The organism is Thiohalocapsa marina, from assembly GCF_008632335.1.
In the GTDB taxonomy this organism is placed as follows: Bacteria; Pseudomonadota; Gammaproteobacteria; order Chromatiales; family Chromatiaceae; genus Thiohalocapsa; species Thiohalocapsa marina.
Map to the genome: position 1 here is coordinate 46,994 of NZ_VWXX01000017.1, position 25,923 is coordinate 72,916.

23 protein-coding genes and 1 tRNA gene are annotated in these 25,923 nt (G+C 67.4%); 14 read left to right on the forward strand and 10 right to left on the reverse strand.

Features of this window, described 5'->3' with window-relative positions; translation table 11 throughout:
* Window positions 1-147: 147 nt before the first annotated feature.
* From F2Q65_RS11680 to F2Q65_RS11690, 3 genes are all read left to right on the forward strand, one after another.
* Entirely contained in the window at window positions 148-1,401 is a 1,254-nt protein-coding gene (locus F2Q65_RS11680) for a glucose-1-phosphate adenylyltransferase (protein WP_150093573.1), read from the forward strand.
* A 37-nt stretch (window positions 1,402-1,438) separates the two neighbouring features.
* Entirely contained in the window at window positions 1,439-2,395 is a 957-nt protein-coding gene (locus F2Q65_RS11685) for a PfkB family carbohydrate kinase (protein ID WP_150093575.1), read from the forward strand.
* A 68-nt stretch (window positions 2,396-2,463) separates the two neighbouring features.
* Complete coding sequence (locus tag F2Q65_RS11690) at window positions 2,464-4,932, forward strand: sucrose synthase (protein WP_150093577.1); 2,469 nt, start codon at window positions 2,464-2,466, stop codon at window positions 4,930-4,932.
* A gap of 47 nt (window positions 4,933-4,979) precedes the next feature.
* Here the strand turns inward: F2Q65_RS11690 and F2Q65_RS11695 are convergent, their stop codons facing one another.
* Window positions 4,980-5,570 carry an NUDIX domain-containing protein gene (locus F2Q65_RS11695; RefSeq protein ID WP_150093579.1) on the reverse strand — a complete coding sequence of 197 codons (591 nt, stop codon included), beginning with the start codon at window positions 5,568-5,570 and terminating at the stop codon, window positions 4,980-4,982.
* 223 nt (window positions 5,571-5,793) lie between these two features.
* Here F2Q65_RS11695 and phoB point away from each other — a divergent pair, with 223 nt between their 5' ends.
* Together phoB and phoR are read left to right on the forward strand one after the other, a co-directional pair.
* Window positions 5,794-6,474, forward strand: a complete 681-nt coding sequence (gene phoB, locus F2Q65_RS11700) for a phosphate regulon transcriptional regulator PhoB (protein ID WP_150093581.1) — start codon at window positions 5,794-5,796, stop codon at window positions 6,472-6,474.
* Window positions 6,475-6,484: 10 nt separating this feature from the next.
* Complete coding sequence (gene phoR / locus F2Q65_RS11705) at window positions 6,485-7,876, forward strand: phosphate regulon sensor histidine kinase PhoR (RefSeq protein ID WP_150093583.1); 1,392 nt, start codon at window positions 6,485-6,487, stop codon at window positions 7,874-7,876.
* 156 nt (window positions 7,877-8,032) lie between these two features.
* Here phoR and F2Q65_RS11710 read toward each other — a convergent pair whose 3' ends face one another.
* Window positions 8,033-8,263 carry a BolA family protein gene (locus F2Q65_RS11710; protein WP_150093585.1) on the reverse strand — a complete coding sequence of 77 codons (231 nt, stop codon included), beginning with the start codon at window positions 8,261-8,263 and terminating at the stop codon, window positions 8,033-8,035.
* Window positions 8,264-8,540: 277 nt separating this feature from the next.
* Between F2Q65_RS11710 and F2Q65_RS11715 the strand changes: the two genes are divergently transcribed.
* Complete coding sequence (locus tag F2Q65_RS11715) at window positions 8,541-9,041, forward strand: Hsp20/alpha crystallin family protein (protein ID WP_150093587.1); 501 nt, start codon at window positions 8,541-8,543, stop codon at window positions 9,039-9,041.
* A 145-nt stretch (window positions 9,042-9,186) separates the two neighbouring features.
* Here F2Q65_RS11715 and rlmB read toward each other — a convergent pair whose 3' ends face one another.
* Together rlmB and rnr are read right to left on the reverse strand one after the other, a co-directional pair.
* The gene (gene rlmB / locus F2Q65_RS11720; protein ID WP_150093589.1) at window positions 9,187-9,933 is read right to left on the reverse strand and encodes a 23S rRNA (guanosine(2251)-2'-O)-methyltransferase RlmB; all 747 of its coding nucleotides are present in this window, start codon (window positions 9,931-9,933) and stop codon (window positions 9,187-9,189) included.
* A 2-nt stretch (window positions 9,934-9,935) separates the two neighbouring features.
* On the reverse strand, window positions 9,936-12,179 hold the full coding sequence (gene rnr, locus F2Q65_RS11725) for a ribonuclease R (protein WP_150093591.1): 2,244 nt from the start codon (window positions 12,177-12,179) through the stop codon (window positions 9,936-9,938).
* Window positions 12,180-12,286: 107 nt separating this feature from the next.
* On the opposite strand from rnr, the gene F2Q65_RS11730 reads away from it, so the two are divergent.
* The 4 genes from F2Q65_RS11730 to F2Q65_RS11745 all read left to right on the forward strand — a co-directional run bounded on the left by F2Q65_RS11730 (window position 12,287) and on the right by F2Q65_RS11745 (window position 13,745).
* A tRNA-Leu gene (locus F2Q65_RS11730) sits at window positions 12,287-12,373 on the forward strand.
* A gap of 167 nt (window positions 12,374-12,540) precedes the next feature.
* Window positions 12,541-12,981, forward strand: coding sequence for an exonuclease/endonuclease/phosphatase family protein (locus F2Q65_RS11735; protein WP_150093593.1), 441 nt, complete (start codon window positions 12,541-12,543; stop codon window positions 12,979-12,981).
* A gap of 67 nt (window positions 12,982-13,048) precedes the next feature.
* Entirely contained in the window at window positions 13,049-13,405 is a 357-nt protein-coding gene (locus tag F2Q65_RS11740; protein ID WP_246156168.1) for a type II toxin-antitoxin system RelE family toxin, read from the forward strand.
* On the forward strand, window positions 13,389-13,745 hold the full coding sequence (locus F2Q65_RS11745; RefSeq protein ID WP_150093595.1) for a helix-turn-helix domain-containing protein: 357 nt from the start codon (window positions 13,389-13,391) through the stop codon (window positions 13,743-13,745). Before F2Q65_RS11740 ends, F2Q65_RS11745 begins: the two co-directional genes overlap by 17 nt.
* Window positions 13,746-13,976: 231 nt before the next feature.
* Here F2Q65_RS11745 and F2Q65_RS11750 read toward each other — a convergent pair whose 3' ends face one another.
* On the reverse strand, window positions 13,977-14,291 hold the full coding sequence (locus F2Q65_RS11750) for a glycosyltransferase family protein (protein ID WP_150093597.1): 315 nt from the start codon (window positions 14,289-14,291) through the stop codon (window positions 13,977-13,979).
* 350 nt (window positions 14,292-14,641) lie between these two features.
* Here F2Q65_RS11750 and F2Q65_RS11755 point away from each other — a divergent pair, with 350 nt between their 5' ends.
* Window positions 14,642-15,739 carry a glycosyltransferase gene (locus F2Q65_RS11755; RefSeq protein WP_386115040.1) on the forward strand — a complete coding sequence of 366 codons (1,098 nt, stop codon included), beginning with the start codon at window positions 14,642-14,644 and terminating at the stop codon, window positions 15,737-15,739.
* A 378-nt stretch (window positions 15,740-16,117) separates the two neighbouring features.
* On the opposite strand, the gene F2Q65_RS11760 is transcribed toward F2Q65_RS11755, so the two are convergent.
* Genes F2Q65_RS11760 through F2Q65_RS11775 form a run of 4 tightly spaced genes read right to left on the reverse strand, consistent with a single transcriptional unit; the run spans window position 16,118 to window position 21,013 of the window.
* Window positions 16,118-17,575 carry a glycosyltransferase family 39 protein gene (locus F2Q65_RS11760; protein WP_150093599.1) on the reverse strand — a complete coding sequence of 486 codons (1,458 nt, stop codon included), beginning with the start codon at window positions 17,573-17,575 and terminating at the stop codon, window positions 16,118-16,120.
* Window positions 17,572-18,666, reverse strand: a complete 1,095-nt coding sequence (locus F2Q65_RS11765) for a glycosyltransferase (protein ID WP_150093601.1) — start codon at window positions 18,664-18,666, stop codon at window positions 17,572-17,574. The genes F2Q65_RS11760 and F2Q65_RS11765 overlap by 4 nt, the downstream gene beginning before the upstream one ends.
* On the reverse strand, window positions 18,663-19,724 hold the full coding sequence (locus tag F2Q65_RS11770; protein WP_246156169.1) for a glycosyltransferase family 9 protein: 1,062 nt from the start codon (window positions 19,722-19,724) through the stop codon (window positions 18,663-18,665). The genes F2Q65_RS11765 and F2Q65_RS11770 overlap by 4 nt, the downstream gene beginning before the upstream one ends.
* Window positions 19,721-21,013, reverse strand: coding sequence for an O-antigen ligase family protein (locus F2Q65_RS11775; protein ID WP_150093603.1), 1,293 nt, complete (start codon window positions 21,011-21,013; stop codon window positions 19,721-19,723). Before F2Q65_RS11775 ends, F2Q65_RS11770 begins: the two co-directional genes overlap by 4 nt.
* An 88-nt stretch (window positions 21,014-21,101) precedes the next feature.
* On the opposite strand from F2Q65_RS11775, the gene F2Q65_RS11780 reads away from it, so the two are divergent.
* From F2Q65_RS11780 to F2Q65_RS11790, 3 genes are read left to right on the forward strand one after another with little or no spacing between them, the layout of a single operon-like run.
* Window positions 21,102-22,277 (forward strand): glycosyltransferase, encoded by a 1,176-nt coding sequence (locus F2Q65_RS11780; RefSeq protein ID WP_150093605.1) that lies wholly within the window; start codon window positions 21,102-21,104, stop codon window positions 22,275-22,277.
* The gene (locus tag F2Q65_RS11785) at window positions 22,274-23,410 is read left to right on the forward strand and encodes a glycosyltransferase (protein ID WP_150093607.1); all 1,137 of its coding nucleotides are present in this window, start codon (window positions 22,274-22,276) and stop codon (window positions 23,408-23,410) included. The genes F2Q65_RS11780 and F2Q65_RS11785 overlap by 4 nt, the downstream gene beginning before the upstream one ends.
* Window positions 23,411-23,469: 59 nt before the next feature.
* Window positions 23,470-24,555: a glycosyltransferase gene (locus F2Q65_RS11790; RefSeq protein WP_246156170.1), complete on the forward strand. Its 1,086-nt coding sequence runs from the start codon at window positions 23,470-23,472 to the stop codon at window positions 24,553-24,555.
* On the opposite strand, the gene F2Q65_RS11795 is transcribed toward F2Q65_RS11790, so the two are convergent.
* Window positions 24,529-25,674 carry an SGNH/GDSL hydrolase family protein gene (locus F2Q65_RS11795; protein WP_150093611.1) on the reverse strand — a complete coding sequence of 382 codons (1,146 nt, stop codon included), beginning with the start codon at window positions 25,672-25,674 and terminating at the stop codon, window positions 24,529-24,531. The genes F2Q65_RS11790 and F2Q65_RS11795 overlap by 27 nt on opposite strands.
* Window positions 25,675-25,923 lie beyond the last annotated feature (249 nt).

Below are 25,923 nucleotides of genomic sequence, written 5' to 3' on the forward strand. Positions count from 1 at the left end.
ATTCGGACGACCAGTTCTGACGAACAGTTCGGACGACCAAATCGGACGACCCGTTCGTGACGCTCCATCCGTGAACATCCAGCAGTTTCGGTTCGACAGCTAGACCATTCGACAGCGGCGTCCGCAGTCCGGCGCCCGGAGGACCTCATGCCCGACAGAGTTATTGCATTCGTCATGGCCGGCGGCCAAGGCTCACGGCTACAGCCGCTGACGGCGGCCCGCTCCAAGCCCTCGGTGCCGTTCGGTTCCCGCTATCGCATCGTCGACTTCGTGCTCAGCAACCTGGTCAACTCGCAGATCCGCACCATCTACCTGCTGGTGCAGTACAAGTCGCAGTCGCTGATCGAGCATGTACGCAAGGCCTGGACCATCTCGCCGCTGCTGAACGACCAGTTCGTCACCGTGGTGCCGCCGCAGATGCGTGCCGGCCAGTCCTGGTTCCAGGGCACGGCGGACGCGGTGCATCAGAACATCAATCTGATCGAGGAACACGCCCCGGATTACGTGGTGGTGTTCGGCGCCGATCACATCTACCGCATGGACATCCGCCAGATGCTGGACTTCCACAAGGAGCGGGAGGCAGACGTCAGCATCGCCGCACTGCCGGTGCCCATCGAGGACGCCCGCAGCTTCGGCGTCATCGCAGCCGATGCCGACGGGCGGATCGAGGCCTTCCAGGAGAAGCCCGCCAACCCCACGCCGCTGGCGGATGATCCGTCCAGCGCCTATGCCTCCATGGGCAACTACGTGTTCAGCGCCCGGGTGCTGATGGAGGCCTTGCAGGCGGCCCAGCAGGCCGGCGAGACCGACTTCGGCCAGCATGTGCTGCCGCGGCTGCTGGCCAGCGGCCACCGCCTGTTCGCTTACGACTTCGCCAGTAACCAGATCCCTGGCATCAAGCCCTACGAAAGCCAGGTGTATTGGCGGGATGTAGGCAACATCGATGCCTATTTCAATACCCACAAGGATGTGCTGGGGGCGGAGCCGGTGTTCGACGCCTTCAATCCGGAATGGCCGATCTACTCCAGCAACTACCAGGGGCCAGTGGCCCGGGTGCTCGGCGGCCAGTTGCGCAACACGCTGCTGGGGGCGGCGACGATCATTCACGACAACAGCCGGATCAGCAACTCCATCATCCGCCGCGAGGCGGTCATCGAAGAGGACGTGGTGCTGGAGGACTGCATCGTCATGGACTATGTCCGTGTCTGCAAGGGCGCCCGCCTGCGCAAGGTGATCATCGATCGGCACAACATCATCGAGCCGGGCACTGTCATCGGCTACGACGCCGAGGCCGACAGCAAGCTCTACACCGTCACGCCCGGTGGCGTCACCGTGGTGCCGTCCGGCCAGATCGGCTTCTATGCCCGCAGCGCCGGCTACGGCGGCGGCTATTCCGAGTAGTCTGGCCCGGCAATCCACGTCAGCACAGGCCGCCGCCATGACCTTCGATCCTTCCAGGCCGCCCGTCATCTTCGGCGAGGCGCTGTTCGACTGCTTCCCCGACGGCGCCGAGGTGCTCGGGGGCGCGCCATTCAACGTCGCCTGGCACCTCAGCGCATTCGCCGCCGACCCGCTGTTCATCAGCCGGGTCGGCCGTGACGCCCTGGGCGACCGGATCGCGGATGCCATGGCCGCGCACGGCATGGCCACCCGCGGCCTGCAACGCGATCCGGCACATGCCACCGGCACCGTCCAGGTGACCCTGGCCGACGGCGAGCCCTGCTATGACATCGTGCCCGGACGCGCCTACGACTGCATCGACGCCGACGCCCTGCCCGACGACCTGCCGGCCCAGGGCCTGCTCTATCACGGCACCCTGGCCCTGCGGGCGCCGGCATCCGTCGATGCCCTCGGGGCACTGCGCCGGCGCATGCGGCCGGCGGTGTTTCTGGATGTGAACCTGCGCGACCCCTGGTGGGGCGCAGACCAGGTGCATGGGCTGCTTGCTGCGGCCCGCTGGGTCAAGCTCAATGCCGACGAGCTGGCCATACTGGCACCGCCCCCCGATCGGCCGGAGTCCGGACGGCCGGAGGGCTCGCCTGAGGCACAGGAAAACGCCCAGGATCCGGTGCTGCAACAGGCCCGCGCCCTGCTGCGACAGCACGGCCTGGAACTGGTGTTCGCGACCCTGGGCGCCGCCGGTGCCCTGGCCGTACGGGCGGATGGTAGCTGCCTGCGGGTGGCACCGGCAGAGCGCGTGGACGTGGTGGACGCCGTCGGCGCCGGCGATGGTTTTGCCTCGGTGCTCATCCTGGGGCTGTTGCAGGACTGGCCCCTGCAACAGACCCTGGAGCGCGCCCAGGCCTTCGCCTCGGCCATGGTCGGCCAGCGGGGGGCCACGGTCAGCGATGCCGCGTTCTACCACCGCTTCGCACGCGCCTGGGGCCTGCGCTGACGGGCCATGACAGACCCCGATGAAGGGCATCGCCGATACCCGACGCCTCGGCGTCGAGCCGAAGACTGATGGCAATTGACCACGACGCGCCAGATCCTCGGTCGGGTGTCGGCACCGGTATCGGTGACGGGTCTGGCCCGGACCGCGAACTGACGCAGCTGATCGCCGCCCTGCGCGACTCCATGCGCGCCGAGCCGGGGGTGACCCACCGCATCCTGCACCGCATCCTCGGCCTGCGCCGGGCGTTCCTGCTGCAGAGCGACCTGCAGGATGCGGTGGCCCGGCTGCTGGCAGAGGAGCCGGCGCTGGACGCCAGCCCGCTGACCCGCACCCTGCGGCAGTGCCAGGAGGCGGTCATCGATGACACCTGGATCTATCTTGCACTGCGCCGACGCATCGCCTGCTGGGACTATCTGCGCCTGCACCTGGACACCCTGGACCTGCATTGGGTGAGCGCGGCGGCCTTCCTCGGCTTCAAGGAGCATCTGGCTACCGGCCGCCCGGAAGACCCGTTCATGCTCGAGGTCGACATGACCCCCTTCGACCGGGAACGCGACAGGCTGCGCGAAGAGGGCTCCATCGGCCGCGGCGGCGAATTCCTCAACCGCAGCCTGTCCAGCCGGCTGTTCGCGGACATCGGCAAGGGCGCCGAACCGCTGCTGCGCTTCCTGCGCATGCATCGCTGCCGCGACCAGCAACTGATGCTCGACGGCAGCATCAGCACCCTGGGCGACCTGCGCAATGCCCTGCGCCAGGCGCTGATCCCGCTGCGCCGACGACCGGCGCAAACCCCCTGGGCGGAACTGGCAGCCGAACTGCGCAACCACGGCTTCGAGCCCGGCTGGGGCAAGGAGGCGGCCCGCATCCGCGACACCATGGGCCTGCTGCTGGACATCCTGGAGGCACCCTCGCCCCAGGCGCTGGAGGACTTCCTCGGCCGCGTGCCCATGATCTTCTCCATCGCCATCCTGTCCCCGCACGGCTGGTTCGGCCAGTCCAATGTGCTCGGGCGGCCGGACACCGGCGGTCAGGTGGTCTACATCCTGGACCAGGTGCGGGCGCTGGAGCAGGAGATGCGCCAGCGCCTGCAGGAGCAGGGCATCGACATCGAGCCGCGAGTGCTGGTGCTGACGCGCCTGATCCCGGAGGCCGAGGGCAGCCTGTGCAACCAGCGCCTGGAGCCCATCGCCGGCACCCGAAACGCGGCCATTCTGCGGGTGCCCTTCCGTACCAGCAGCGGCGAGGAACTGCGGCCCTGGATCTCGCGCTTTCGGGTCTGGCCCTACCTGGAACGCTTCGCCCTGGATGCCGAGCGCGAACTGCTGGCGGAACTGGGCGGACGCCCGGACCTGATCATCGGCAACTATTCCGACGGCAACCTGTTGGCGTCGCTGATGGCAGACCGGCTCGGTGTCAGCCAGTGCAACATCGCCCACGCGCTGGAAAAGCCCAAGTACCTGTTCTCCGACCTCTACTGGGGCGACAACGAGCAGCGCTACCACTTCTCGGTGCAGTTCACGGCAGACCTCATTGCCATGAACGCGGCCGACTTCATCGTCACCAGCACCTACCAGGAGATCGCCGGCACCGACCACAGCGTCGGCCAGTACGAGAGCTACACCCACTTCACCCTGCCGGGACTGTATCGGGTCACCGCCGGCATCGATGTCTACGACCCCAAGTTCAACATCGTCTCACCCGGTGCGAATGCCGACGTCTATTTTCCGTTCAGCGAGCAGGAGCGCCGGCTGTCTCACCTGCAGCCGGACATCGACGACCTGCTGTACGGCGACGCGCGCCCCGGCCAGATCCGCGGCGTGCTGGCGCGACGCGACAGGCCGCTGCTGTTCACCATGGCGCGGCTGGACCGCATCAAGAACATCAGCGGCCTGCTGGACTGGTACGGCCAGTGCGCCGCGCTGCGCGAGCAGGCGGACCTGGTGGTGGTGGCCGGCCATGTGGATGCCGAGGCCTCCGCCGACGACGAGGAGCGGGAACAGATCACCGAAATGCACCGGCTGTTCGATCGGCACGGGCTGGACACCCAGGTGCGGTGGATCGGCATGCATCTGGACAAGCCCCTGACCGGGGAACTGTATCGCTGCATCGCCGACGGCCGTGGCGCCTTCGTGCAGCCGGCCCTGTTCGAGGCCTTCGGCCTCACCGTCATCGAGGCCATGAGCTGCGGTCTGCCCTGCTTCGCCACCTGCTACGGCGGCCCGCTGGAGATCATCCAGGACGGCGTCTCCGGCTACCACATCGACCCCAACCACGGGGCCAAGGCGGCCCGGCGCATGGCCGAGGTGCTGCAGCACTGCGCCGAAGACAGCAGTCACTGGACGCAGCTCTCTACCGCCGGGCTGGCGCGGATCGAGGCGCAATACACCTGGCGCCACCATGCCCGGCGCCTGATGACCCTGGCGCGCATCTATGGTTTCTGGCGCCACGTCACCGACCTGGACCGGGCGCAGACCCGGCGCTATCTGCAACTGCTATACGGGCTGCAATACCGGCCGCTGGCAGCGACGCTGGAATGACGCCGGGGTGTCTCGCCGGGGGAGCGCCGGGGTTCGACAGCCGGGTTTCAGCAGGCGCCGTCGCCGGCCCGGGCACCGCGCAACAGGGCATCGGCGCGATACAGCCCGATCAGGGTCTTGGCATCGGTGATGGTGTCGTCCGCACACCAGGCAAGCGCATCGCTCAGGGCCACCCAGTGCACCTCGATCACCTCGTCCGCCTCATGGCCCAGATCCACCTCGCTCAGCCCCCGCGCCAGATACAGATGGATCACCTCGCCGTAGACGCCGGGAGAACTGTGCAGCCGACCGAGGGAATCCCAGCGCGCCGCCATCAGCCCCGCCTCCTCCGCCAGCTCCCGCTCCGCCGTCACCGCCGGCCCCTCGCCCGGGTCCAGCTTGCCCGCCGGCAGCTCCCACAGCCAGCCGCCGGCCACATGCCGGTACTGGCGCAACAGGCAGACCCGCCGGCGCTCGTCGATGGCCACCGCAGCGGCGCCGCCGGGGTGATGGATCACCTCCAGTTCCACATCCCGCCCGGTGGGCAGACGGACCCGCTCCAGCCCCACATCGACAATCTTGCCGCGAAAGACGGTCCTGCGTCCCGTCTCGGACTCCAACTCGTTGCCCGCGTCCGGGATCGATACCGGGATCGACATCGGCCTTCCCCCCCCTGCTCAGTGACTGATCCGTCAGGGACATGCTAGTCAAACCAGCCCCTTCCAAAGGACTGTCTGCAAGGATAAAACACCCCGCCCCTGGTGTGGGAAGGATTTCCACCTCAGGACACGGCGATGACACCCGGGCGCCGGCGTCGTAACCTTACCGTAACCCCATGTCCATATCATGCGGTCCATCGAGAAACCGAGGCGCCGACACCCGATGGCAACCGTACTCATCGTCGATGACGAACCCGACATCCGCGACGTGATCCGCTTCACGCTGGAAGAATCCGGCTTCCGCGTGCTCGAGGCCAGCCATGCCGACGAGGCACGCCGGCTGCTGCCGGAGCAACCGGACATCCTGCTGCTTGACTGGATGCTGCCGGGCCGTTCCGGCCTGGAACTGGCGCGGCAGCTCAAGCAGAATCCCAAGACCCGCAGCATCCCCATCATCATGATCAGCGCCCGCGGCGAGGAAGACGACCGCATCAAGGGCCTGGACACCGGCGCCGACGACTACATCACCAAGCCGTTCTCGCCGCGGGAGATGGTGGCCCGGGTCAACGCCGTGCTGCGACGCAGTCGGGCAGAAGAGGTGTCGGCGCAGATCGAGATCGGCGGCCTGATCATCGACAACGTCAGCCATCGGGTCAGCGCCGGCGACCGCGCCATCGACATCGCCCCCACAGAATACCGCCTGCTGCACTTCTTCATGACCCACGCCGACCGCGCCTTCAGCCGCTCCCAGCTCCTCGACCAGGTGTGGGGCAACCATGTCTACGTCGAAGAGCGCACCGTCGACGTCCATGTACGGCGCCTGCGCAAGGCCCTGGAGGCCACCGGCCACGAGCACCTGCTGCAGACGGTGCGCGGCGTCGGCTACCGCTTCTCGGACAAGTGACCCACACGACATGCACCCGACCCTGCATGAGCTGACCCTGGCCCTGGCCGCCGCCTGGCTGGCGGCCGGCCTCGCGCTACTGGGTGCAGACTGGCATCTGGCCCTGCTCATCGCGCTGGGCACCTATCTGGGCCGACACCTGTTCTGGCTCTGGCGGCTGGCGCGCATGATCCGGCGCCACCACCGGCTGGTGCCGCCGTTTCCGGAAGGCGTCTGGGGCGAGATCTACCGCGCCATCGGCCAGTATCAGCAACGCAGCCGCAAGAGTCGCAAGCGCCAGGTGCGGTTTCAGCGGCGCTTTCGCGAAGCCGCCAATTCCGTACCGGACGCCCTGGTGGTGCTGGGCAAGACCAAACGGATCGAATGGGCCAACCCCGCCGCCGCCGCCCTGCTGGATGTGCAGTGGCCCCGAGACGACGGCAAACGGCTGGCCGACATCTGCCAGCAGCCCGGACTCGGCGACTACATCGACGGCGCCGACCTGGGCAAACCCCTCGAGATGACCCCGCAGCACAACCAGGCCATCACCCTGTCGCTGCGCGTGGCGCCATTCGGCGAGCGCAAGAGACAGCGCCTGGTGATGGGACGCGATATCACCAAGATCCAGCGCATCAACGCCATCCGGCGCGACTTCGTCGCCAACGTCTCCCACGAACTGCGCACGCCGCTGACCGTCATCGCCGGCTTTCTGGAAACCCTGGCCGACTCCGCGGCCACACCAGAGGGCCACCGCCGGCCATTGGAAAAGATGCAGAACCAGACCCGGCGTATGCGCTCCATCATCGAAGACCTGCTCACCCTGTCGCGCCTTGAGATGGAAGACCGGGCCGACCACCTCGCGCCAGTGGACATCTCCCGGCTGCTGCAAGGTATCGTCACCGACGCCGGCACCCTCAGCGGCGAGGCTCACCACATCCTGCTCGATGCCGACCCCGACCTGTGGCTGCTGGGCAACGAGGCCGAACTGCACAGCGCCCTGTCCAACCTGGTCTTCAACGCCGTCAAGCACACACCGGAAGAGACCAAGATCCGCGTCTCCTGGCACAACGACCCGACAGGACCGGTATTCACCGTTGAAGACAACGGCCCCGGCATCGCCGCCGAGCACATCCCCCGCCTGACCGAACGCTTCTACCGCGTGGACCGGGCACGCTCGCGCGAATCCGGTGGCACCGGCCTGGGACTGGCCATCGTCAAGCACGTGCTGACGCGGCATGACGCCGAGCTCACCGTCGCCAGCGACCCAGGCCGCGGCACCACCTTCTCCTGCCGATTCAGCGCCGCTCAGCGTCGGAGCCCAAGCCCGGAGCCCCCACCGGAGGACGTCGAGTCACTGCAACCGGCCCCCGTCACCTCAACCGAGGCATGGCCCACCCGGGAACCCGAGCGCCGCCGCGCCTGACGGCCCCAGCCGGTTGTAGGCAAAACCAGGAACGCCAACTCAGCCCTGAGCAGACGCTTCCTGCCCCGCGCGGGAAGCGCCGAATAAATCAGCGTTTCCGTAGGGGGACGGGGCTTCCTGCCCCGTGCGGGAAATGCTGAATAAATCAGCCTATCCCTAGGCCCTCTGCCCAGGCGTCAGGGTCTTGATCGACAGCGCATGCAGTTCACCACTCGCAATCTGCGCCTTCACCGTATCCATCACCAACCGCTGTTTCTTGATCGGCGGCAGGCCCTCGAAGGCCGCGCTGACCACCACCGCCTCGAAATGGCTGCCATCGCCGGACACCTCCACCTCCGCTCCGGGCAAGCCATCGCGGATAAGCTGTGCTACTGCTTCTGTCTGCATCGATCTCTCGCTCTGTTATCGGGCACACCATGCCCTGACTGATCCCCCGCACGCCGCAAAAACGGCGTTCCACGCGGGTTCGCTACTGGTGCCCCGAGATGTCGGGGCCACACCCCCCAAGGCCAAGTGCCGACTCGCAGAACGGTCTTCCCACAACGCGTGGGAACGCCATAACAAACTGTTTGAAAACACTTTTTTCAAAAACAGACCTTGCCAGACAGCCCCCCGTGCACTATGTTTTAAATGTAAGGGAACACCGAAAAGGGAGGACATCACAATGAAGATCAAAAGCAAAGACACAGGCAAGACACTGCAGCGGCACGAACCCGGCCTCCTCGACGAGATGGACCGGGCATTCGACACCATGCTCAGCCGCGGCCTCATGAACCCGAACTGGCTGCGTCCGTTCCGCGACCTCTGGCCGGACTGGACCGCGCTGCAGACTGAAGCCGAGGTGCGCCTGCCGCGAGTGGACCTGGTCGACCATGAAACCGAACTGCTGGTACGAGCCGAACTGCCAGGCATCGACAAGAAGGACCTGCACATCGACCTGAGCGGCGACATGCTCACCATCCGCGGTGAACGCCGGCATGAAGAAAAGACAGAGGAAGAGAACTACTATCATGCCGAGATCGCACGCGGCAGCTTCTGCCGGACCATGCGGTTGCCGGTGGAGGTGGCGGGAGACAAGGTCGAGGCGACCTTCGACAAGGGGCTGCTGGAGATCCGCCTGCCGAAACGCGAGACGACACCGCGGCAGAAGATCGAGGTCAAGTGATGACCCCAGTCGTTCGCTGATTGATCGTCCGCAACGCGAGGCCCGGCAGCCATGCCGGGTCTCTTCGAATATCCAAGGAAATGCTGACTTTTGGCCTGGAATCGGATCCGGGAGGCCGATAAATCAGCGTCTCATGCAAACACAGTCACGACGCAAGCCGCTGCCGCACCGCCTCGTACAGACAGATGCCGGCCGCCACCGAGACATTCAGGCTCTCCACCGTGCCGAGCATCGGTAGACGCACCAGCAGATCGCAACGCTCGCGGGTCAGGCGTCGCAACCCCTTGCCCTCGCTGCCCAGCACCAAGGCCGTCGGCCCGCGCAAATCGCTCTGGAACAGCGTCGACTCCGCCTCACCCGCTGCCCCGATGACCCACACCCCCTGCTCCTTCAGCCATTCCAGCGTGCGCGCCAGATTCGTCACCTGGACAAAGGGCACCGTCTCCGCCGCCCCGCAGGCCACCTTGGCCACCACCGGCGTCAACCCCACCGACTGATCCCGCGGGGCGATCACCGCCTGGGCGCCCGCGGCATCCGCGCTGCGCAGACAGGCACCAAGGTTATGCGGATCCGTCACCCCGTCCAGCACCAGCAACAGCGGGGCGCCTTCACTGCTTGCGAGCAGGTCCGCCAGATCCGCCGCGCCGCGGGCCGAGGGCACCCGCACCCAGGCCACCGCACCCTGGTGATTCGCGCCGTCCACCGCTTGATCCAGCGCCGTGCGGTCCAGTTGTCGCAACCCGATGCCCGCCTCGCGGGCCAGGTCCGCAAGCTCCGATAGACGCCGATCGCGGCGCCGGCGGTCGAGCCACAGCTCCGCAACGCCCTCGGCGCCGAACTTCAGCGCGCTGCGAACGCTGTTGATGCCAGCGACCGGCGTCCCGTCAGGCACGCTCAGTCCTTGCGCTTGCGCCGGGAGCGTGAACGCTTCTTCGGCGCCTGCTGCTGAGCCGGCTCGGACAACACAAAATCGATCTTGCGGTCGTCCAGATTCACCGCCGCCACCTTCACCCGCAACCGGTCGCCCAGGCGGTAGACCTGGCCGGTGCGCTCACCGGTGAGCCGGTGTCCCACCGGATCGAAATGGTAGTAGTCATTGTCCAGGGCGGTGATGTGCACCAGCCCGTCTACATAGACATTGTCCAGTTCGACAAAGATGCCGAAGCCCTGCACGCTGGTGATGGTGCCGTCGAAGTCCTCGCCCAGCTTGTCCTGCATGTACTCGCACTTGAGCCAGTCCTCGGCATCGCGGGTCGCCTCGTCGGCGCGACGCTCGGTGCCCGAGCAGATCTCGCCGACCTGCTGCAGATCCGGCTTGGAATAGTCCAGATCCGCCGCCGTGCCACCGGCCAGAATATGCTTGATGATGCGGTGGACGATCAGGTCCGGATAGCGGCGGATGGGCGAGGTGAAATGTGTATAGGCCTCGTAGGCCAGGCCGAAGTGCCCGACATTGTCGGAGCTGTACATGGCCTGCTGCATCGAGCGCAGCAAGACCGTCTGGATCAGATGGGCGTCCGGCCGGCCCTTGACAGAGCGCAGCAGGGTGCCGTAGTCCTTGGCCGACGGCTTGCTCCCGCCGGGCAGGTTCAGCCCCAGCTCTGCCAGGAACTCTCGCAGGTCCGACAGCTTTTCTTCCTTGGGCGTCTCGTGGATGCGGAACAGGGCCGGCATCTTCTTGCGCTGGAACAGCCGCGCCGCGGCGACATTGGCCGCCAGCATGCACTCCTCGATCAGGCGATGGGCATCGTTGCGCGTGACCGGCTCGATGCGCTCGATGCGCTTGGCGTCGTTGAAGACGAACTTGGTCTCCACCGTGTCGAAGTCGATGGCGCCGCGCTCCTCGCGGGCGCCCAGCAGGACCTGGTACAGGGCGTAGAGCTCGTGCAGGTGCGACAGCAGCCCGGCGTGCCGCTCGCACAGCGCGGGGTCGCCGTCGACGATCATGGCGGCGACCTGGTCATAGGTCAGCCGCGCATGGGAGCGCATCACCGCCTCGAAGAAGCGCGAGCGTGTCACCTTGCCCTCGCGGTTGACATACAGCTCGCAGGTCATGCATAGGCGATCAACCTGCGGATTGAGTGAGCACAGGCCGTTCGACAGGACCTCCGGCAGCATCGGCACCACCCGGTCCGGGAAATAGACCGAATTGCCGCGGTTCAGCGCCTCGCGATCCAGCGGGCTGTCCGGCGTCACATAGGCGGACACGTCGGCGATGCACACCAGCAGCCGCCAGCCCTTGGGCTTGCGCTCGCAGAACACGGCGTCGTCGAAATCCCGCGCGTCGGCGCCGTCGATGGTCACCAACGGCAGATGGCGCAGGTCGGTGCGCCCGGCCTTGGCCACTTCCGGCACCTGTTCGGTGAAGGTGGCCGCCTGCGCCTGCACCGCCTCGGGCCAGTCCACCGGCAGGTCGTGGGCGCGCATGGCGATGGACGTCTCCATGCCCGGCCCCATGTGATCGCCCAGCACCTCCACCACCCGCCCGATGGGCTGGGTCCGCTTGGTCGGCTGGTCCGTGATCTCCGCCACCACGATCTGACCCTGGGTCGCGCCCTGCAGGCGGTCGCTGGGGATGATCACATCGTGGCACAGCCGCTTGTTGTCCGGCACCACGAAGCCGACGCCACTCTCGGAATAGAGCCGCCCCACCACCGATTTGGTCGAGCGCTCCAGCACCTCGACCACCGAGCCTTCGAGGCGACCTCGCCGGTCACGCCCGGTGACGCGCGCCACGATGCGGTCACCGTGGAACAGACCGCGCATCTCTTTTGGATAGAGGTAGAGGTCGTCGCCACCGTCGTCCGGCCGGACGAAGCCGAAGCCGTCCGCATGGCCGATCACCCGACCGGCGATCAGATCGCGCTTGTTCACCAGACAGAAGGCATCGCGCCGATTGCGCACCAGCTGGCCGTCGCGCACCATGGCCCCGAGGCGACGGCCCAGGGCCACCAGGTCCTCTTCGGCATCCAGGTCCAGCGCCTTGGCCACCTCCTCGAACGCCATCGGCACGCCATGCTGGGTCAGCGTGTCGAGAATGAACTCCCGACTGGGGATGGGGTTCTGGTACTTCTTTGCCTCACGCTGCTGGTGAGGGTCCAGATGCCTTGCGCTCTGTGCCTTTTTGCGTCGTGCCACGATAACCGTCTGCGTCGTTGCCGAAAGATCCTAGTTTACAGTTGACAGCGCCTGCCTGTCTCACTAATATGCGCATTCTTCGCAGGGCAACTGCGAATACCCCACCTGCCGAGGTGGCGGAATTGGTAGACGCGCATGGTTCAGGTCCATGTGGGCGAAAGCTCGTGGAGGTTCAAGTCCTCTCCTCGGCACCATCTTCCAAGGGTTACGCGTAACTAACGCGCCCGTCGACCCTTATCTAGGTCTCGATCCGAAACATCCACCCGGTGGTCCGTCAAGGACATGAACATCGGACCGATTCGGTTTCGGCTCGCCTTCGCCACCTTGGCGCCCCTCCTGACCGCATTTCTTCCCTGTCGCCGTGAAGTTCGGAACAGAGGACCTGACCCGCTACATCCTGTCGGCAACGGTCGATGTGACCGGATCTGGAGACCTGCTGACCGTCATCGTCAATCACTGGAAGTCCGGTACCGGCAATACCGATGAATACCGCCGGGTCATCGAATCGACCCGCATCACTCAGGTGGTGCTGACGATTGAGGATGCCACCCGGCCCTATGTGGTGCTGGGCGACGTGAACGAGGAGGTACGCGACCTGCCGCTGGCCTTCAGCACGGGGGTGGACATGCAGGCCCTGTTAAGCGCCGATGGGCTGCGCAACGACCCGTTCGTGCCAGTGACCTACTGGACGGTGATGCTGGAGGCGCAGCAGGCCAGCCTGCGAATCCGCATGCAACCAGGCGTGCGCATCCAGAACGGCGGCAGCGTGCGGATGCAGATCGATTCCGGGCTGACCTTCTGAACCTGACGGGGTCGATGTCCGGGGTCAGGTCAATGGCAGTGGTCGCCTGGTCTGTACTCGTGTTGCCTTGGTCGCCGTCATCTTGGTTTGGAGTCGGAGTGGCGGATCGACCAGCGACGCGATTTCGCTGGCGGACGTTTTCCGGTTATATCTGATCGTATATATTTGGGCCATGCAGATCGAATGGCGCAACAAGGCGCGCAAGCAACTCAGGAATCTGCGCAACACGCAAGCGGACGCGCGGATTCTGGCGGCAATCGATGCCTTTTCCGCCGGCGAGCCTTGCGACGTCAAGCCGCTGGTCAATCATGCCTACAGTCATCGGCTGCGGGTGGGCGAGTTCAGGGTGCTGATGACCGTGGATGCCGTGATCGAGATCAGCTGGATCGATGAGGCTAAGAAGCGCGATGAACGCACCAACTGACGTACAGATTATTCAGCACAACGGCGTGCCCGCGTTTGCCGTGTTGCCCATGGCGCAGTACGAGGCCCTGCTCACGCGCCACGGCGGCAAGCGCGACACCCTGCCGCATGCGGTGGTCAAGCTCAACGTGCAGCAAGGCCACAGCCTGCTCAAGGCCTGGCGGCTCTGGCTGGGGTGGACGCAAGCCGAGCTGGCCAGCCGCGCCAAGGTCACGCAGGCGCAGGTGGCGCGCTTTGAGTCCGGCAAGGGAATTCCGCGCGCCGATACCTTGCTTCGGCTGTCCAGCGCCATGGGGGTCATGGCGGACTTGCTGTGGGACGATGACGGGGCGAATGAGTGATTCGCCGCGGTCGCGCCCGGCCGGGTTCCGGCCTGGACCAGGTCATGCGCCGACCGAGCCAGCCGCTGATGGCATGGACCACGGCCGGATAGATGTGATGCACCCGCGCGGCGGGCAGACCCTGGCGGATCATCCAGCCGCACAGACCGCGGGTGTTGCCGATCCATGCATGGGCATGCCGATAGGGCGCGAGCTTGTAATAGCCACCCGGACGGCCACATGCACCGGCCCCTAACCTGCCGCCAGGCGCGTCAGGCGGGTGGCCCGGTCCATGTAGGTCTGCACGATGTCCGGCTGCGTTTGCTGGAACGCACGCCTCACCGCGCGCCGCGACCACAAATCCCGGACGCTTCTGAAGGGCAATGCATGGACCGGCAGCCCACCCAGGTCGAGTTGCGCCAGTGCGCCGCCAGCGCGAACGGCAACGGCGGCAGGGGCCCCGCGCTCGGAGAGGGCGCCGGCAAAACGCTGCACCCAGGGCTCCGCTCCGCCCAGGGCCTTGCTACCAATGCTGTGCAGGCTCGGTGGCCAGGCAGTTGCGCTCATGTTGGCACCAGTTCGCGGGAGTCCCCTCAGCAGACCGCGGCGGATTCGTCCGCCGCCCGGACTGCACTGCCTGACGCGATCAGGCCGAGGATCAACGCCATTCGGCGCAGGACTGTTCGCATCACCCTGACGCACTCCCGTTACCGCTGGTCTTTCCTGCCGAGTTTCGTGATCGTATACTGATTCGATCCCGCTTGTCTGCCGCGCGTCGGGGAATCCGCGACTTGAGCCGCACTTCCCGCACATGGCGAATGCCCCATGCTGTTTGCCACCACCCGTGCACGACGCCCTTGCCCCAGACTGAATCGCCCCCGCATCGCCCCCCCGCCAGCGCCCCGAACCGCGTGGCCGTGTTCGCCTCCTTTTCCGGCAACGGCGGCGTCGAGCGCATGCTGGTCAACCTGATGCAAGGCTTCGTCGACCTGGGTCACCCGGTCGACCTGCTGCTGGCCGATGACCGCAGCCAGCACCTGTCGCGGCTGCCGGCGGCGGTCCGATGCATCCGCACCGGCTCGCGGCACACGCAACTGGCCGCCTTCGGTCTCGCGCGATACCTGCGCCGGCATCGCCCGCCGGTACTGCTGGTTGCCAAGGACCGGGCCGGACGCGCCGCGGTGCTGGCGCGCCGCCTGGCCGGTACCGACACCCGCATCGTTCTGCGCCTGGGCACCAACCTCTCCACCGCCATGGCGGAGCGATCCGCCGTGAACCGCTGGCTGCGCTACGCGCCGATCCGACGGCTCTATCCGTCCATCGAGCGCATCGTCGCTGTCTCCGACGGGGTTGCCGCAGACACCCGCGCCATTGCGTACTATCCGCACGAACGCATCCGCGTGATCCGCAACCCCGTCATCACGCCGGACATGCAGCAGCGCGCGTTGCAGGCCGTCCCCCACCCCTGGCTGAATCCGGCGCAGCGCGCACAATGCCCCGTCGTGCTGGGCGCGGGCCGGCTGGAACGACAGAAGGACTTCAGCACCCTGATACAGGCCTTCGCGCGCGTGCGACGCCAGCGTCCGTGCCGGCTGATTCTCATCGGCGAAGGTGGCTGGCGCGAACGACTGACGCAGCAGATCGCGGCGCTGGAGATCGAAGCAGACGTCGACCTCCCCGGCCATCAGAGCAATCCGTACCCGTTTCTCGCCAACGCCGACCTGTTCGTGCTCTCCTCCGCCTGGGAGGGCTCGCCGAACGTACTCACCGAGGCCATGGCGCTGGGCACGCCCGTGGTGTCAACAGACTGCCCCAGCGGCCCACGCGAGACCCTGGCCGGCGGACGCTTCGGCCCGCTGGTGCCCGTGGGAGACGCAGACGCCCTGAGCGAGGCCATGGCGCAGACCCTGGACCATCCACTGCCGCCGCCGGTGCTCAAGGATGCCGTCAGCGACTATCACTATCTCAAGAGCGCGGCACGGTACCTCGAACTGCTCGACGAGATTGAGGGGTGAAGAAGCCGCCAGCCGGGCAACACGCCGATCGCTTCGAACGCGGCTCGATTAACCGCAGAGGCACGGAGAACGCAGAGGCAGGAGAGAGTTTTTTGATTTAGCCTCCAGCCTCCAGCCTCCGGCGACAAGCTAGCGCAACAAGCCCGGCAGGCCGACTTCCAGAGCCCAAGCCACCAGCCGGGCAACACTCGCCGATCGCGCCTGGTCGCGGCTCGATTGACCGCAAACATACAAGGTGAGGGAAATGCAGAGTGACCGCAAAGATTCCCTTCGTATTTCTCTTTCTTATCTCTGTGTCCTCTGCGCCCCCGCGGTTAACACGGGAAGTCCATGGCTGGCGGCTGGCGGTTGAAAGCTAACTGTCGGCTGACGCCTCTTTCACCTCCCCTGCCCCAGCCATGCCCAGTGCAGCTCGAGTTCGCCGGCGTCGATATGGTAATACCGCGCGCGCGCCACGGCGGGCGTTAGCGTCTCGATGCCGAGTCGATCGCCGAGCCAGACGCGGAACGCCGAGCCCGCATCCAAAGGGGTCTCGGCAACGATCAGCCAGTCCCGTGCGGGCAACAGCTCCGGGAAGAGGCTGCGCTGCGACATCACAATGGCCCGCGGAAAGGCCAGACGCAGATTGCCCGCCAGCGGATCGGAATCCGCCAGGATCAGTGCCGGGGTGCGACCTACCCCTTCTGCATCGATCTCGCCTCCAATCTGTGCCTGAATCTGGACCGCGAGCGTCCGGTAGGGCTTGTTCAAGCGCGAGGGCCGCTCCGGATCGGCGAACAGCGCTTGCCCCGGCAGCGCGATGGACACGCCGAGCAGCACCACCAGGACGAGGCCCCGGAACAGCCGCAACGCCCGCGGCCCCGGCGCGGCATGGCAGGCCAGCAACAGCGGCACGAAAAAGATCAGAGGCTGCAGCCAGTGCTCCTTGATGTCGCGGGCACCGCTGGCGAGGATCATCAAGGCCGCCACCAGGACGCCGGCCAGCGCGACGCGCGCGAGCAACGTACAGGCCGGATCAGGCTGCCTTGAGCCCGAGGGCAAGCGCCGGATCAGCAGGGGCGACACCAGCAGCAAGACGCCAAGGCTCGCGAGCAGACCACCGGCAAGGTCGAACAGGGTCGCCCAGCCGATCCCGCGGGTCATCTCGAGCTTATGGAAGCCCTCGGAGGCCGGCTCGACATTCTGCAAAACCCAGATCAGATGCGGCAGGAAGACGACGGCGGCGACTGCCGCGGCGATGAGCAGGCGCGGCGTGAACAACAGGCGCCGATACGACGCGACAGTCACTGCACCCTGGACCAGGGCCACGGCAAACAGTCCGAAGTTGTACTTGCTCATCGTCCCAAGGCCGAGCAACAACCCCCAGAGGGCGTAAGACATCCAGCCGTCAGTGCGCCGCAGCCGCAGGAACTGATACAGCGTCCAGGCCGCCAAGGCCAGCGCCAGTACCGTATGGGTATAGTTGCGCTGGTCCTCCCAGACCATCTGCGGGATCAGCGACAGCCCGAGCACAGCGATCCATTGCTGCTCTCGCGTCAGGCCCAACTCCCGGGCCGATAGCGCGACACCGGCGACGAACAGCGTCAGCAGCGCGGCCTTCAGCGCCAGCAGCGCCGACAGGCTCGGGCCGGTCACCCAAAACAGCCCCTGCACCAGCCAGGTGTAGAGCGGTGGCTGACTGTTGTAACCGAGTTGCCACACCTGACTCAGGATCAGCTGCTCGGCGTGATCCCATTCAGCCGTCGGCGAGACCAGTCCAAGCAGCAAGGCGTTCAGCGAGAAATAGCCGAGCGCCAGCCCGATGATCCAGGCCGTCGGAGAGGTGGTTCTGTTCAAGACAGCAGCTCCCGATACACCGCAAGGTTTCCCTCCACCATGACGCCGGGCGAGAACTCCTCCTCGATCAAGGCCCGGCCCGCGGCCCCAAGCCGGCGCCTGAGCGCCGGGTCCGCAAGCAATGCAGCCACCGCCCGCCCCAGGGCATCAACATCACCCGGCGGCACCAGCAGCCCATTGATACCATCGCGCACCGCCTCCGGGATGCCGCCCACGCGGCTCGCGACGATGGGCACCGCCGCGGCGGATGCCTGCAGCAGCGACACGCCGAGCCCTTCCATCAGGGCCGGGTGCACCAGCAGATCGAGACAGGGAAGGATCTGCCCCAGATCGGCCCGAAAGCCCGCGAGCCGCACATGCTCGGCCAGGCCCTCGGCGTCGATTCGCTGCTGCAGCCGCCCCGCCAGCGGCCCCTTGCCGAACAGGACCAGCCGCAGCCGCGGAAAGCGCTCGATCAAGGCCGGCATCGCATCGAGCAAGACCCCATGGCCCTTGCGCTCGATGAGCTGCGCGATGACCCCGACCAGGAGCAGCTCACCGCCCTCGCCACCATGACCGAGCCCCAGCGCCTCCAGCACGCGCCGTCGCTCGCAGGGCTGCTGAAAATCCCTGGCGACCACCGCGCTGCGCACCACGCGCAGCTTGTCCGGCGGCAGTCCCTCGGCCAGCAGCACGCGAGCGATGCCCTCGGAGATGGCGATGACGCGATCGTGCAGCCGGTACTTGGACGCCACCAGCCAGCGCGGCTCTGGGTTATCGACACGGCGGGTGTGCACCACCGGCACGCCCGCCAGGCGGGCCGCGATGCCGCCCATCACGTCCGCGCCGATGCGGCTGTGCAGATGCACCAGGTCCGGACGCAGGGTCTCGATGAGCCGCCGCAGCCGCCCGATCATGCCCAGATCCAGGTCGCCACCCATGGGCAGCTCGTGCACCCGGGCAAAGGGCGCCGCGCGCCGGGCCAGATCGCATCCCGGGCGGCAGGCCAGGTGACTCTCCACGCCATGGCCGCCCAGGCCCTGCAGCAGATAGAGCACCTGCTGGGCACCACCGTAGAGGTGGGCGCCGCCCTCCACATGCAGGATCTTCACAAAGACACCCCCGGCAGGGCGCGCAAGGCGTCGAACACCTCATCCACGCCGATGTCGCGCATGCAGTCGAAGCGGCCGTCGCAGGTCGGCCGTCGGCGACACGGCGAGCAGTCCCGCGGATGATAGAGCACGCGGGCATCAGGCCGGGTCGTGTCCAGATACGGACAGGTCGAGCCGAACAGCAGCAACGTCGGCCGGCGAAAGGCAATTCCCATGTGACTCAGACCGGTGTCGACGCCAATCAGCGCCCGGCAGCGGTCGATCAGGGCCGCCGCCGTAAGCAGCGAGGTCTGCCCCGTGAGATCCACCAGCGCATCGCCTGCCGCCGTCGCCATGGCCGCGGCCGCGTCCTGGTCGCCAGGTCCACCGAGCATCAGCACCGGCGAGCCCGTTTCGGCCTTGAGCCGACGCGCAAGGGCCACCCAGCGCTCGCCGATCCAGTGCTTTTGCGGCCGCGTCGTGAACGGACAGATGACGACAGCCCCGTTGCCGAGCCCGCGGTCCGCCAGCAGCGACTCCGCCGCCCGGGCCGACGCGGCATCATAGTGAATGGCCATTTCGAAGCCATCCAGCGGCAGCCCCAACGTCCGTGCCAGGTGCAGATACTCCGAGCCAATGCGCGGCTCGTCCGGTGGTGGCGCCACCACCCGGGTCATGAGCAGCCTGCTGCCCTCGCGCGAGCCGAGGCCGATGCGCACGGGCGCGCCGGACAGGCGCGCGGGCAACGCACTCTTCAGCAGACCTTGCAGATCCACCGCCAGATCGAACTCACGCGCCCGCAACCCGGCAATCAGCGCCCGCGCCTCCCCCCAGAGCACGCGCCGACGCCCCGCGCGCCAGTGGGCCCGCAGTCGCGCGTAGGGCCATTCGATGATCTCGTCCAGGTCCGGATGGTGCCGCAGCAGCGGCGCGCAGTCCGGCTGGACCAGCCAGGCGATGTGCGCCTCGGGCCAGGCGCGACGAAAGGCCGCCGCCAGTGGCGAGGCAAACACGATGTCGCCGATGGCGCTGAGGCGCACCAGCAGGATCCGGCGCGGTGGCGGCCGCAAACCCTTCAACGCGGCACCTCCGGCATCCGCGCCCGACCCGGCCAGAGGGAGAACGCGAGCATGGCACCCGCCAGCAAGCCCCAGTAGGCACGCCAGTCCTGGTTCAGGGCGCGAAAATTGAACAGACTCCAGAGGGCGACAAACACAAATGCCAGGATCAGAAAACGCGCCACATCGCGGTCGAGGCGACCGGCGGCCGTGGCCTGGCGCACGGACCACAGCAGCGCCAGGAACAGTGCCGCGAAGAAGGCCAGCCCGACGGCGCCGAGCTGCACCAGGATCTCCAGATAACTGTTGTGCAGATGCTGCAACAGCCCGTCGGGCTCCGAGCGCAGGCCGGCATGGCCGCTGGACTCCATCAACGGCCGGCTCGCGCCCGGACCCCAGCCAAATACCGGCCGCTCCAGCCACCGCTGCAGGCCGAACTGCTGCGCATGCCAGCGCAGCCCCAGGGAGGTCGCCGGCCCCGTATCGCCCGCCCCCGCCAGGGTCGCGGAAAAGGACTCGACCTCGGCACTCATGCGCTCCCGCACCAGGGTGCCGTTCAGCACCACCGCCAGCATCAGCGCCGCGATCACCAGCCAGCCGAAGCGCGCGCGCACGGCCGGCCCCGGCTGCCGCTCGCGGTCACGCCAGGTCAGCCAGCCGCCGAGCAGCAGCGTCAGCAGCAGCGCCAGCCAGGACGCCCGCGACAGGCTCACGACCACCCCCTGCAGCAGCACCAGCACCCCGACCAGCCAGAGCAGGACGCGCCATACCTCGGCGCCACCCGCGGCCCCACGCCAGCAGCGCTGGTACAGCACGAGCATGCCGATCAGGGCCGTGCCGCTGTACAGCGCGAAGGCGATCGCGGTAAAGCCGAAGCCCGGCCGCACCACCAGCCAGGCCTGAAAACCGTCCGCCATCAGCGCCCAGTCGCCCCGCAAGACCATGCCCAGCAGCAGGCCGCAAAGGGCCAGCAACAACAGCCGCAGCAACAGGCGCTGATCGCCGCGCAGGGCGTAGGCCACCGGCACGAAGAAGGCCAGCTGTATCCATTTGAGGCCGGCCCGCAGTTGCTGATCCGGCGTGACGAGGACATAGCGCTCGAACGGGATCTGCAGCAGGCAATAACAGACGAAGCCCAGGGCAATCCACACCGCGGCATGGCCCGGAAGCGGCCGCTGAGTTAGCAACAGCGCGAAGAAGCCCGCCCAGAGCAGGACCAGCGCCGCAGAGACCCCGGCCGGGATCAGAAACAGCGATAACGCCAGCAGGTAAAGCCCGAGTGTCTGCGCCTGGGCGATGCGGTGTGTCATGGTGGTCCGGGTCGATCACTGAAAAGTTGGAATTGCTGCTACACTGCCGCGCAGCCGCGCCCTCACGGACCAGACCCCGCTTCCGGCCATGCACCCCGCCCAGTCTCCCGCCCAGCCCCGCACCCAGTCCCCGGACATCGCCATCCTCAGCCCCATCGGACGCAGCGGCGGCAGGACGCACGGCGGCATCACGCCCTATGTCACGGCCCTGTCCGCCGCGCTTTGCGACGCCGGAACCAGGGTCGAACTGGTGGGCTTTTCCCCGCTGGACCCGCGGCAGTCCGTCGCCGGCATCGATCCCCGCCTGACGGTGTTCAACCTCGGTCTCGCGGGCCGCCGACGGCACCGGCGCGCCCTCGCCGACTACCTGGCACGGCGCCAACCGCGCGCCTTGCTGGCCGCCGGCCACCGCGCCAACCTGCTGGCCGCGGCCCAGGCCGGTGGCGCCACCAGGATCGTGCTCAGTGTGCACAACGCCCTCACGCCCGGATTGCGCGGCCTCGACCCGCTGCGCCGCCTGTTGCGACGGCGCGCGCTGCGCCTTCGCTATCCACTGGCGGACGCCATCGTCTGCGTCTCCCATGGCGTCGCGGCGGATCTGCAACGGCTGGTACCCGCCAGCGCCGCAAGGATCGCGGTGATCCACAATCCCATCGGCTCGGCCGATGCCGAGCCCGCCACGTCGCTGCATGCCTGGCTTGCATCTGGGTCTGCATCCGGGCTTGCTTATGAGCAGCAACCCCCAGTCGTCCTTGCCGCCGGGCGCCTGAGCCGCCAGAAGGACTTTGCCACCCTGCTGCGGGCCTTCGCCCGGATGCCCGGCTCGCACGGTTATCGGCTGATCATTATCGGCGAAGGCGAGGAGCGGGACAATCTCGCGCGCCTGGCGCAACGGCTCGGCATCGACGGGCGTGTCGCCCTGCCCGGCTTCGTGCCCAACCCGAGGGCGCACATGGCCGCCGCACGGCTGTTCGTGCTGTCTTCAGCCTGGGAGGGTTTTGGCAACGTGCTGGTCGAGGCCATGGGGACGGGCACACCGGTGGTGGCCACCGACTGCGACAGCGGCCCGCGGGAGATCCTGCAGGACGGCGCCCTGGGCCCGCTGGTGCCGGTGGGCGACCATGAGGCCCTGGCCCGGGCCATGGCCGAGACCCTGGCGGCGCCGGTGGCTGCCGCCCGGCTGCGCGAGCGCGCCGCCGACTTCGCGCCGCGGACCGTCGCCGCCCGCTATCTGTCCATTCTGCTTCCGGAGCGGCAACCATGAACGACAGGAAGAACAGACTCGGGCTGCTCGGTTTCCGGCCCGGGCCCGGCGGCATCGGACGGGTGATGATCACGCTGATGCAGGCCCTGCTGCGCCAGGGCGTCGCGATCGACCTGCTGTTGCCGCCGGGCGAGACCCCCGACGTCGACGAGCTCGGCCGTGGCCTGGCGACCTGGACGCTGGACACCGACGATGCCGCGCTCGGACATCGGCAGCTGGCGCACTACCTCGCCGTGCGGCAGCCGCATGCCCTGCTCAGCAATCGCGACCAGGCCCATGCCCTGCTCGCGGCACATCCCTGGACCGAGCCGCGTCCGCGCATCGCCTTTCGCATCGGTACCGATGTGCCCGAGAAGCTGCGCCGCAGCAACCCGCTGACGGCCCCCTGGAAGGCCCGTCGCATGGCCTCGCTCTACCGGCGGGCGGACCTGCTGATCGGCAACACCCCGAGCATCGCGCGCTCCATCAGGCGCATGCTCGGCCGCGGACCGGCCCCGCCCGTGGAGGCCATCTGGAACCCCATCGACGCCGAGCGCGTCCGGCGGCTGGCAGAGGTCAGCACCATCCATCCCCCCATCCATCCCTGGATAACGCATCAGCAGAGCCCGCTCATCGTCAGCGTCGGCCGCCTGGTGCGCGCAAAGGATTACGGCACCCTGCTGCGCGCCCTCGCCCGTCTCGGCGCGGACGACCATGACCCGCGCCTGATCATCTGCGGCGAGGGCAATCAACGCCGGTCGCTGGAGGCCCTGGCCGACCGGCTGGACATTGCCGATCGGGTCGACCTGGTCGGGCACCAGACCAATCCATTTCCGTTCATGGCCGCCGCCGACCTGTTCGTGATCTCCTCGCTGTTCGAAGGCGGCAACAACGCACTGATCGAGGCCCTCACCCTCGGCACCCCCTGCGTCTCCACGGACTGCCCCAGCGGACCGGCGGATCTCCTCGAAGCGGGCAGGCTCGGGCCGCTGGTGCCGGTGGGCGATCACCGCGCCCTGGCCGAGGCCATGCGCAGAACGCTTGCCGCGCCGCTACCGGCGCAGAGCCTGCAAGCGGGGGCGGAGCGATTCGACGCCGGGCGGGCCGCAAGCGCCTATCGGCGCGCGCTGGGACTTGCGGGCTCGGCGTCGTGACGAACGAACCCCGGGCCCCGCGTATCGCGGTTCTCGCCGCCACATCCGGCCACAGCGGAGTGGACCGGATCATCGCTAATCTCGTTACACAGTGGTCGGCCTGGGGCCTGGACGTCGATCTGCTGCAGATCCGGCAGCATGGGCCAGATATCCCGAACCTGCCCGACGGCGTCCGTCGTGTCGATCTGGGCACCGCCCATGTCAACACCGCCCTGCCGGCCCTGATCCGCTATCTGCGGCGCGAGCGGCCCGCGGCGCTACTCACTGACAAGGATCGTGTCAACCGCATCGCCATCCTGGCGCGGCGCCTGGCCGGGATCCAGTCCGACACCCGCCTGCTGGTGCGGCTTGGCACCACGGTCTCGGTCAACCTGGCCAGCCGGAGCCGGCTGGAACGCGCACTGCAGGGCGCCTCGATCCGCTATCTGTACCGGCTCGCCGACGGCATCATCGTGCCGTCCGCCGGCGTCGCCGCGGACCTGAGCGAGCACTACGGCGTCGACCCGGCCCGCATCCACGTCTGCCCCAGCCCCGTCGTGTCCGCCGAACTGCGCACCCTGGCCGCGGCACCGGCGGCACACCCCTGGCTGCGGCCCGGCGAGCCGCCGGTGATCCTCGGCGTGGGCGAACTTAGCGCGCGCAAGGACTTCGAGACGCTGCTGCAGGCCTTCGCCCAGGTGCGCGCGCATCGGCGCTGCCGGCTGATCATCCTCGGCCGGGGACGCCGGCGCGAGCGACTGCTGGCGCTGGCCGAGTCGCTTGGCGTCGCCCAGGACACGGACTTGGCCGGGTTTAAGACCAACCCCTACGCCTTCATGTCCCGGGCCGCACTGTTCGCGCTCAGCTCCCGCTGGGAGGGCCTGGGCATCGTCATCGTCGAGGCCCTGGCCTGCGGCACGCCAGTGGTCAGCACCGACTGCCCATCCGGGCCGCGCGAGATCCTGGACGACGGACCCCACACCCGGCTCGTGCCGGTGGGCGATGTCACAGCGCTGGCCCGTGCCATGGACCAGGCACTCGCAGCCCCCACTGACCCGGCCACCCTAAGACGCCGGACCAAGGCATTCAGCATCGAGGCCAGCGCGCGGGCCTATCTGCAGGCCCTCGGAATCGAAACTTCAGCGCTCGGAGAGCCCCCCGGATAAAGTCCTGGAGAGGGGCGGGGGATCCAATGCCTCGCGGTCGCCGGAAACCGCATCCGGCGCAAACACCCCAGGCAGGGCTTGCGCGTCGATGCAGCGCTCGATTGCCGCACACAGGACTTCATGCCCGAGGGGTGTATAATGGACGCTATCGCGGTCCAGGAACAGCGCCTGCAGGTCCGGCTGTCGCGCAAAGTCATCGTAGGGATCGCAGTAGTGCTGCCCGCGCTGATTCAGCAGCGAACGCAGCAACTGCCGCGGGGCGTCGAATTCCGCGGGTTCACGCAGTGCATTGAGTTCCGGAAAGAGCACGAAGGCGTGGGGTAGTTCCGCCGTCTGCATCGCCTCGATCAGCGCATCGAGTTCCCGCTCGAAGCGCGCGCGATTCTCCGCCTGCTGCCAGCCCGCCGCAGCGCTGCGCATCCACTTGGTGTGATAGTCCTCGCGCTCGTCCGCATTCATCAGCGCATAGGTCAGCCGGGTCTCCAGTTCCTCTACAAAGCGAACCGCATACAGGCGGCCGATGCGCTCCTGGATGCGCGCAATCCATGTGGGCTTGTGCAGCTCCTCCGCATGCCGTTGCATGCGACGCGCCGGCCCGACGCTTTCCATCGCCTCGAAATCGTTCAGCGTGATGCCCACCAGCACGGCCTCGGGGCCGGTGCCAAGGAAATCCGCCCGCGCCAGGGTCGCATAATGGCCAATGGTGTAGGCATTGACCCCAAGGTTCAGGATGCGACGACCTGCCGCGCCCTTGTCGCCCCGCTGCTCCAGACACTCGGTGAAGCGCTCCGTCTGCGCCACCCCCGCGCCGAACACCACCGAATCGCCCAGCACAGCCACTCGCCGGCCCTCGCCAGGCACCGGATCGAAGGGGTCATCGCGAAAGCCCTGATCATTGATATCAATGGGGATCTGCTGATAGGCCGACCCCTTGAACAGACCCGAAAAGCCCGGCTGATAATGATAGCCAAGCTGTGCATGCGGGATGGTGAGCCCGGCCGGATAGCCGTAGCCGCTGACCGGCTTGCTAACCTCGAGCTGATAAAACAGAAACCCGGCCCCCTGCAGCAGCAGAAAGACGAAGCCGAGCCAGACCAGGACAAGGGATATTTTTCGCATTTACAAAAAAGCCTTCAGCCACCAGCCGCACAGCAGTGCTCATGCTGTCCCTGGACACGGCTCGATAAACCGCAGAGTCACAGAGAACGCAGAGGCAAGACAGAGTTTTTAATTACAGCCGCCAGCCGCCAGCTTCCGGCGACAATCTGGCGCAACCAGCCGAGGGTAGCGCAGGGCTGCCGGGCTGGGTGGCGGCGGGCGGGGGTCTCGATCGCAGGACGCGATCGTGAAGCCTCCAGGGACGGATTC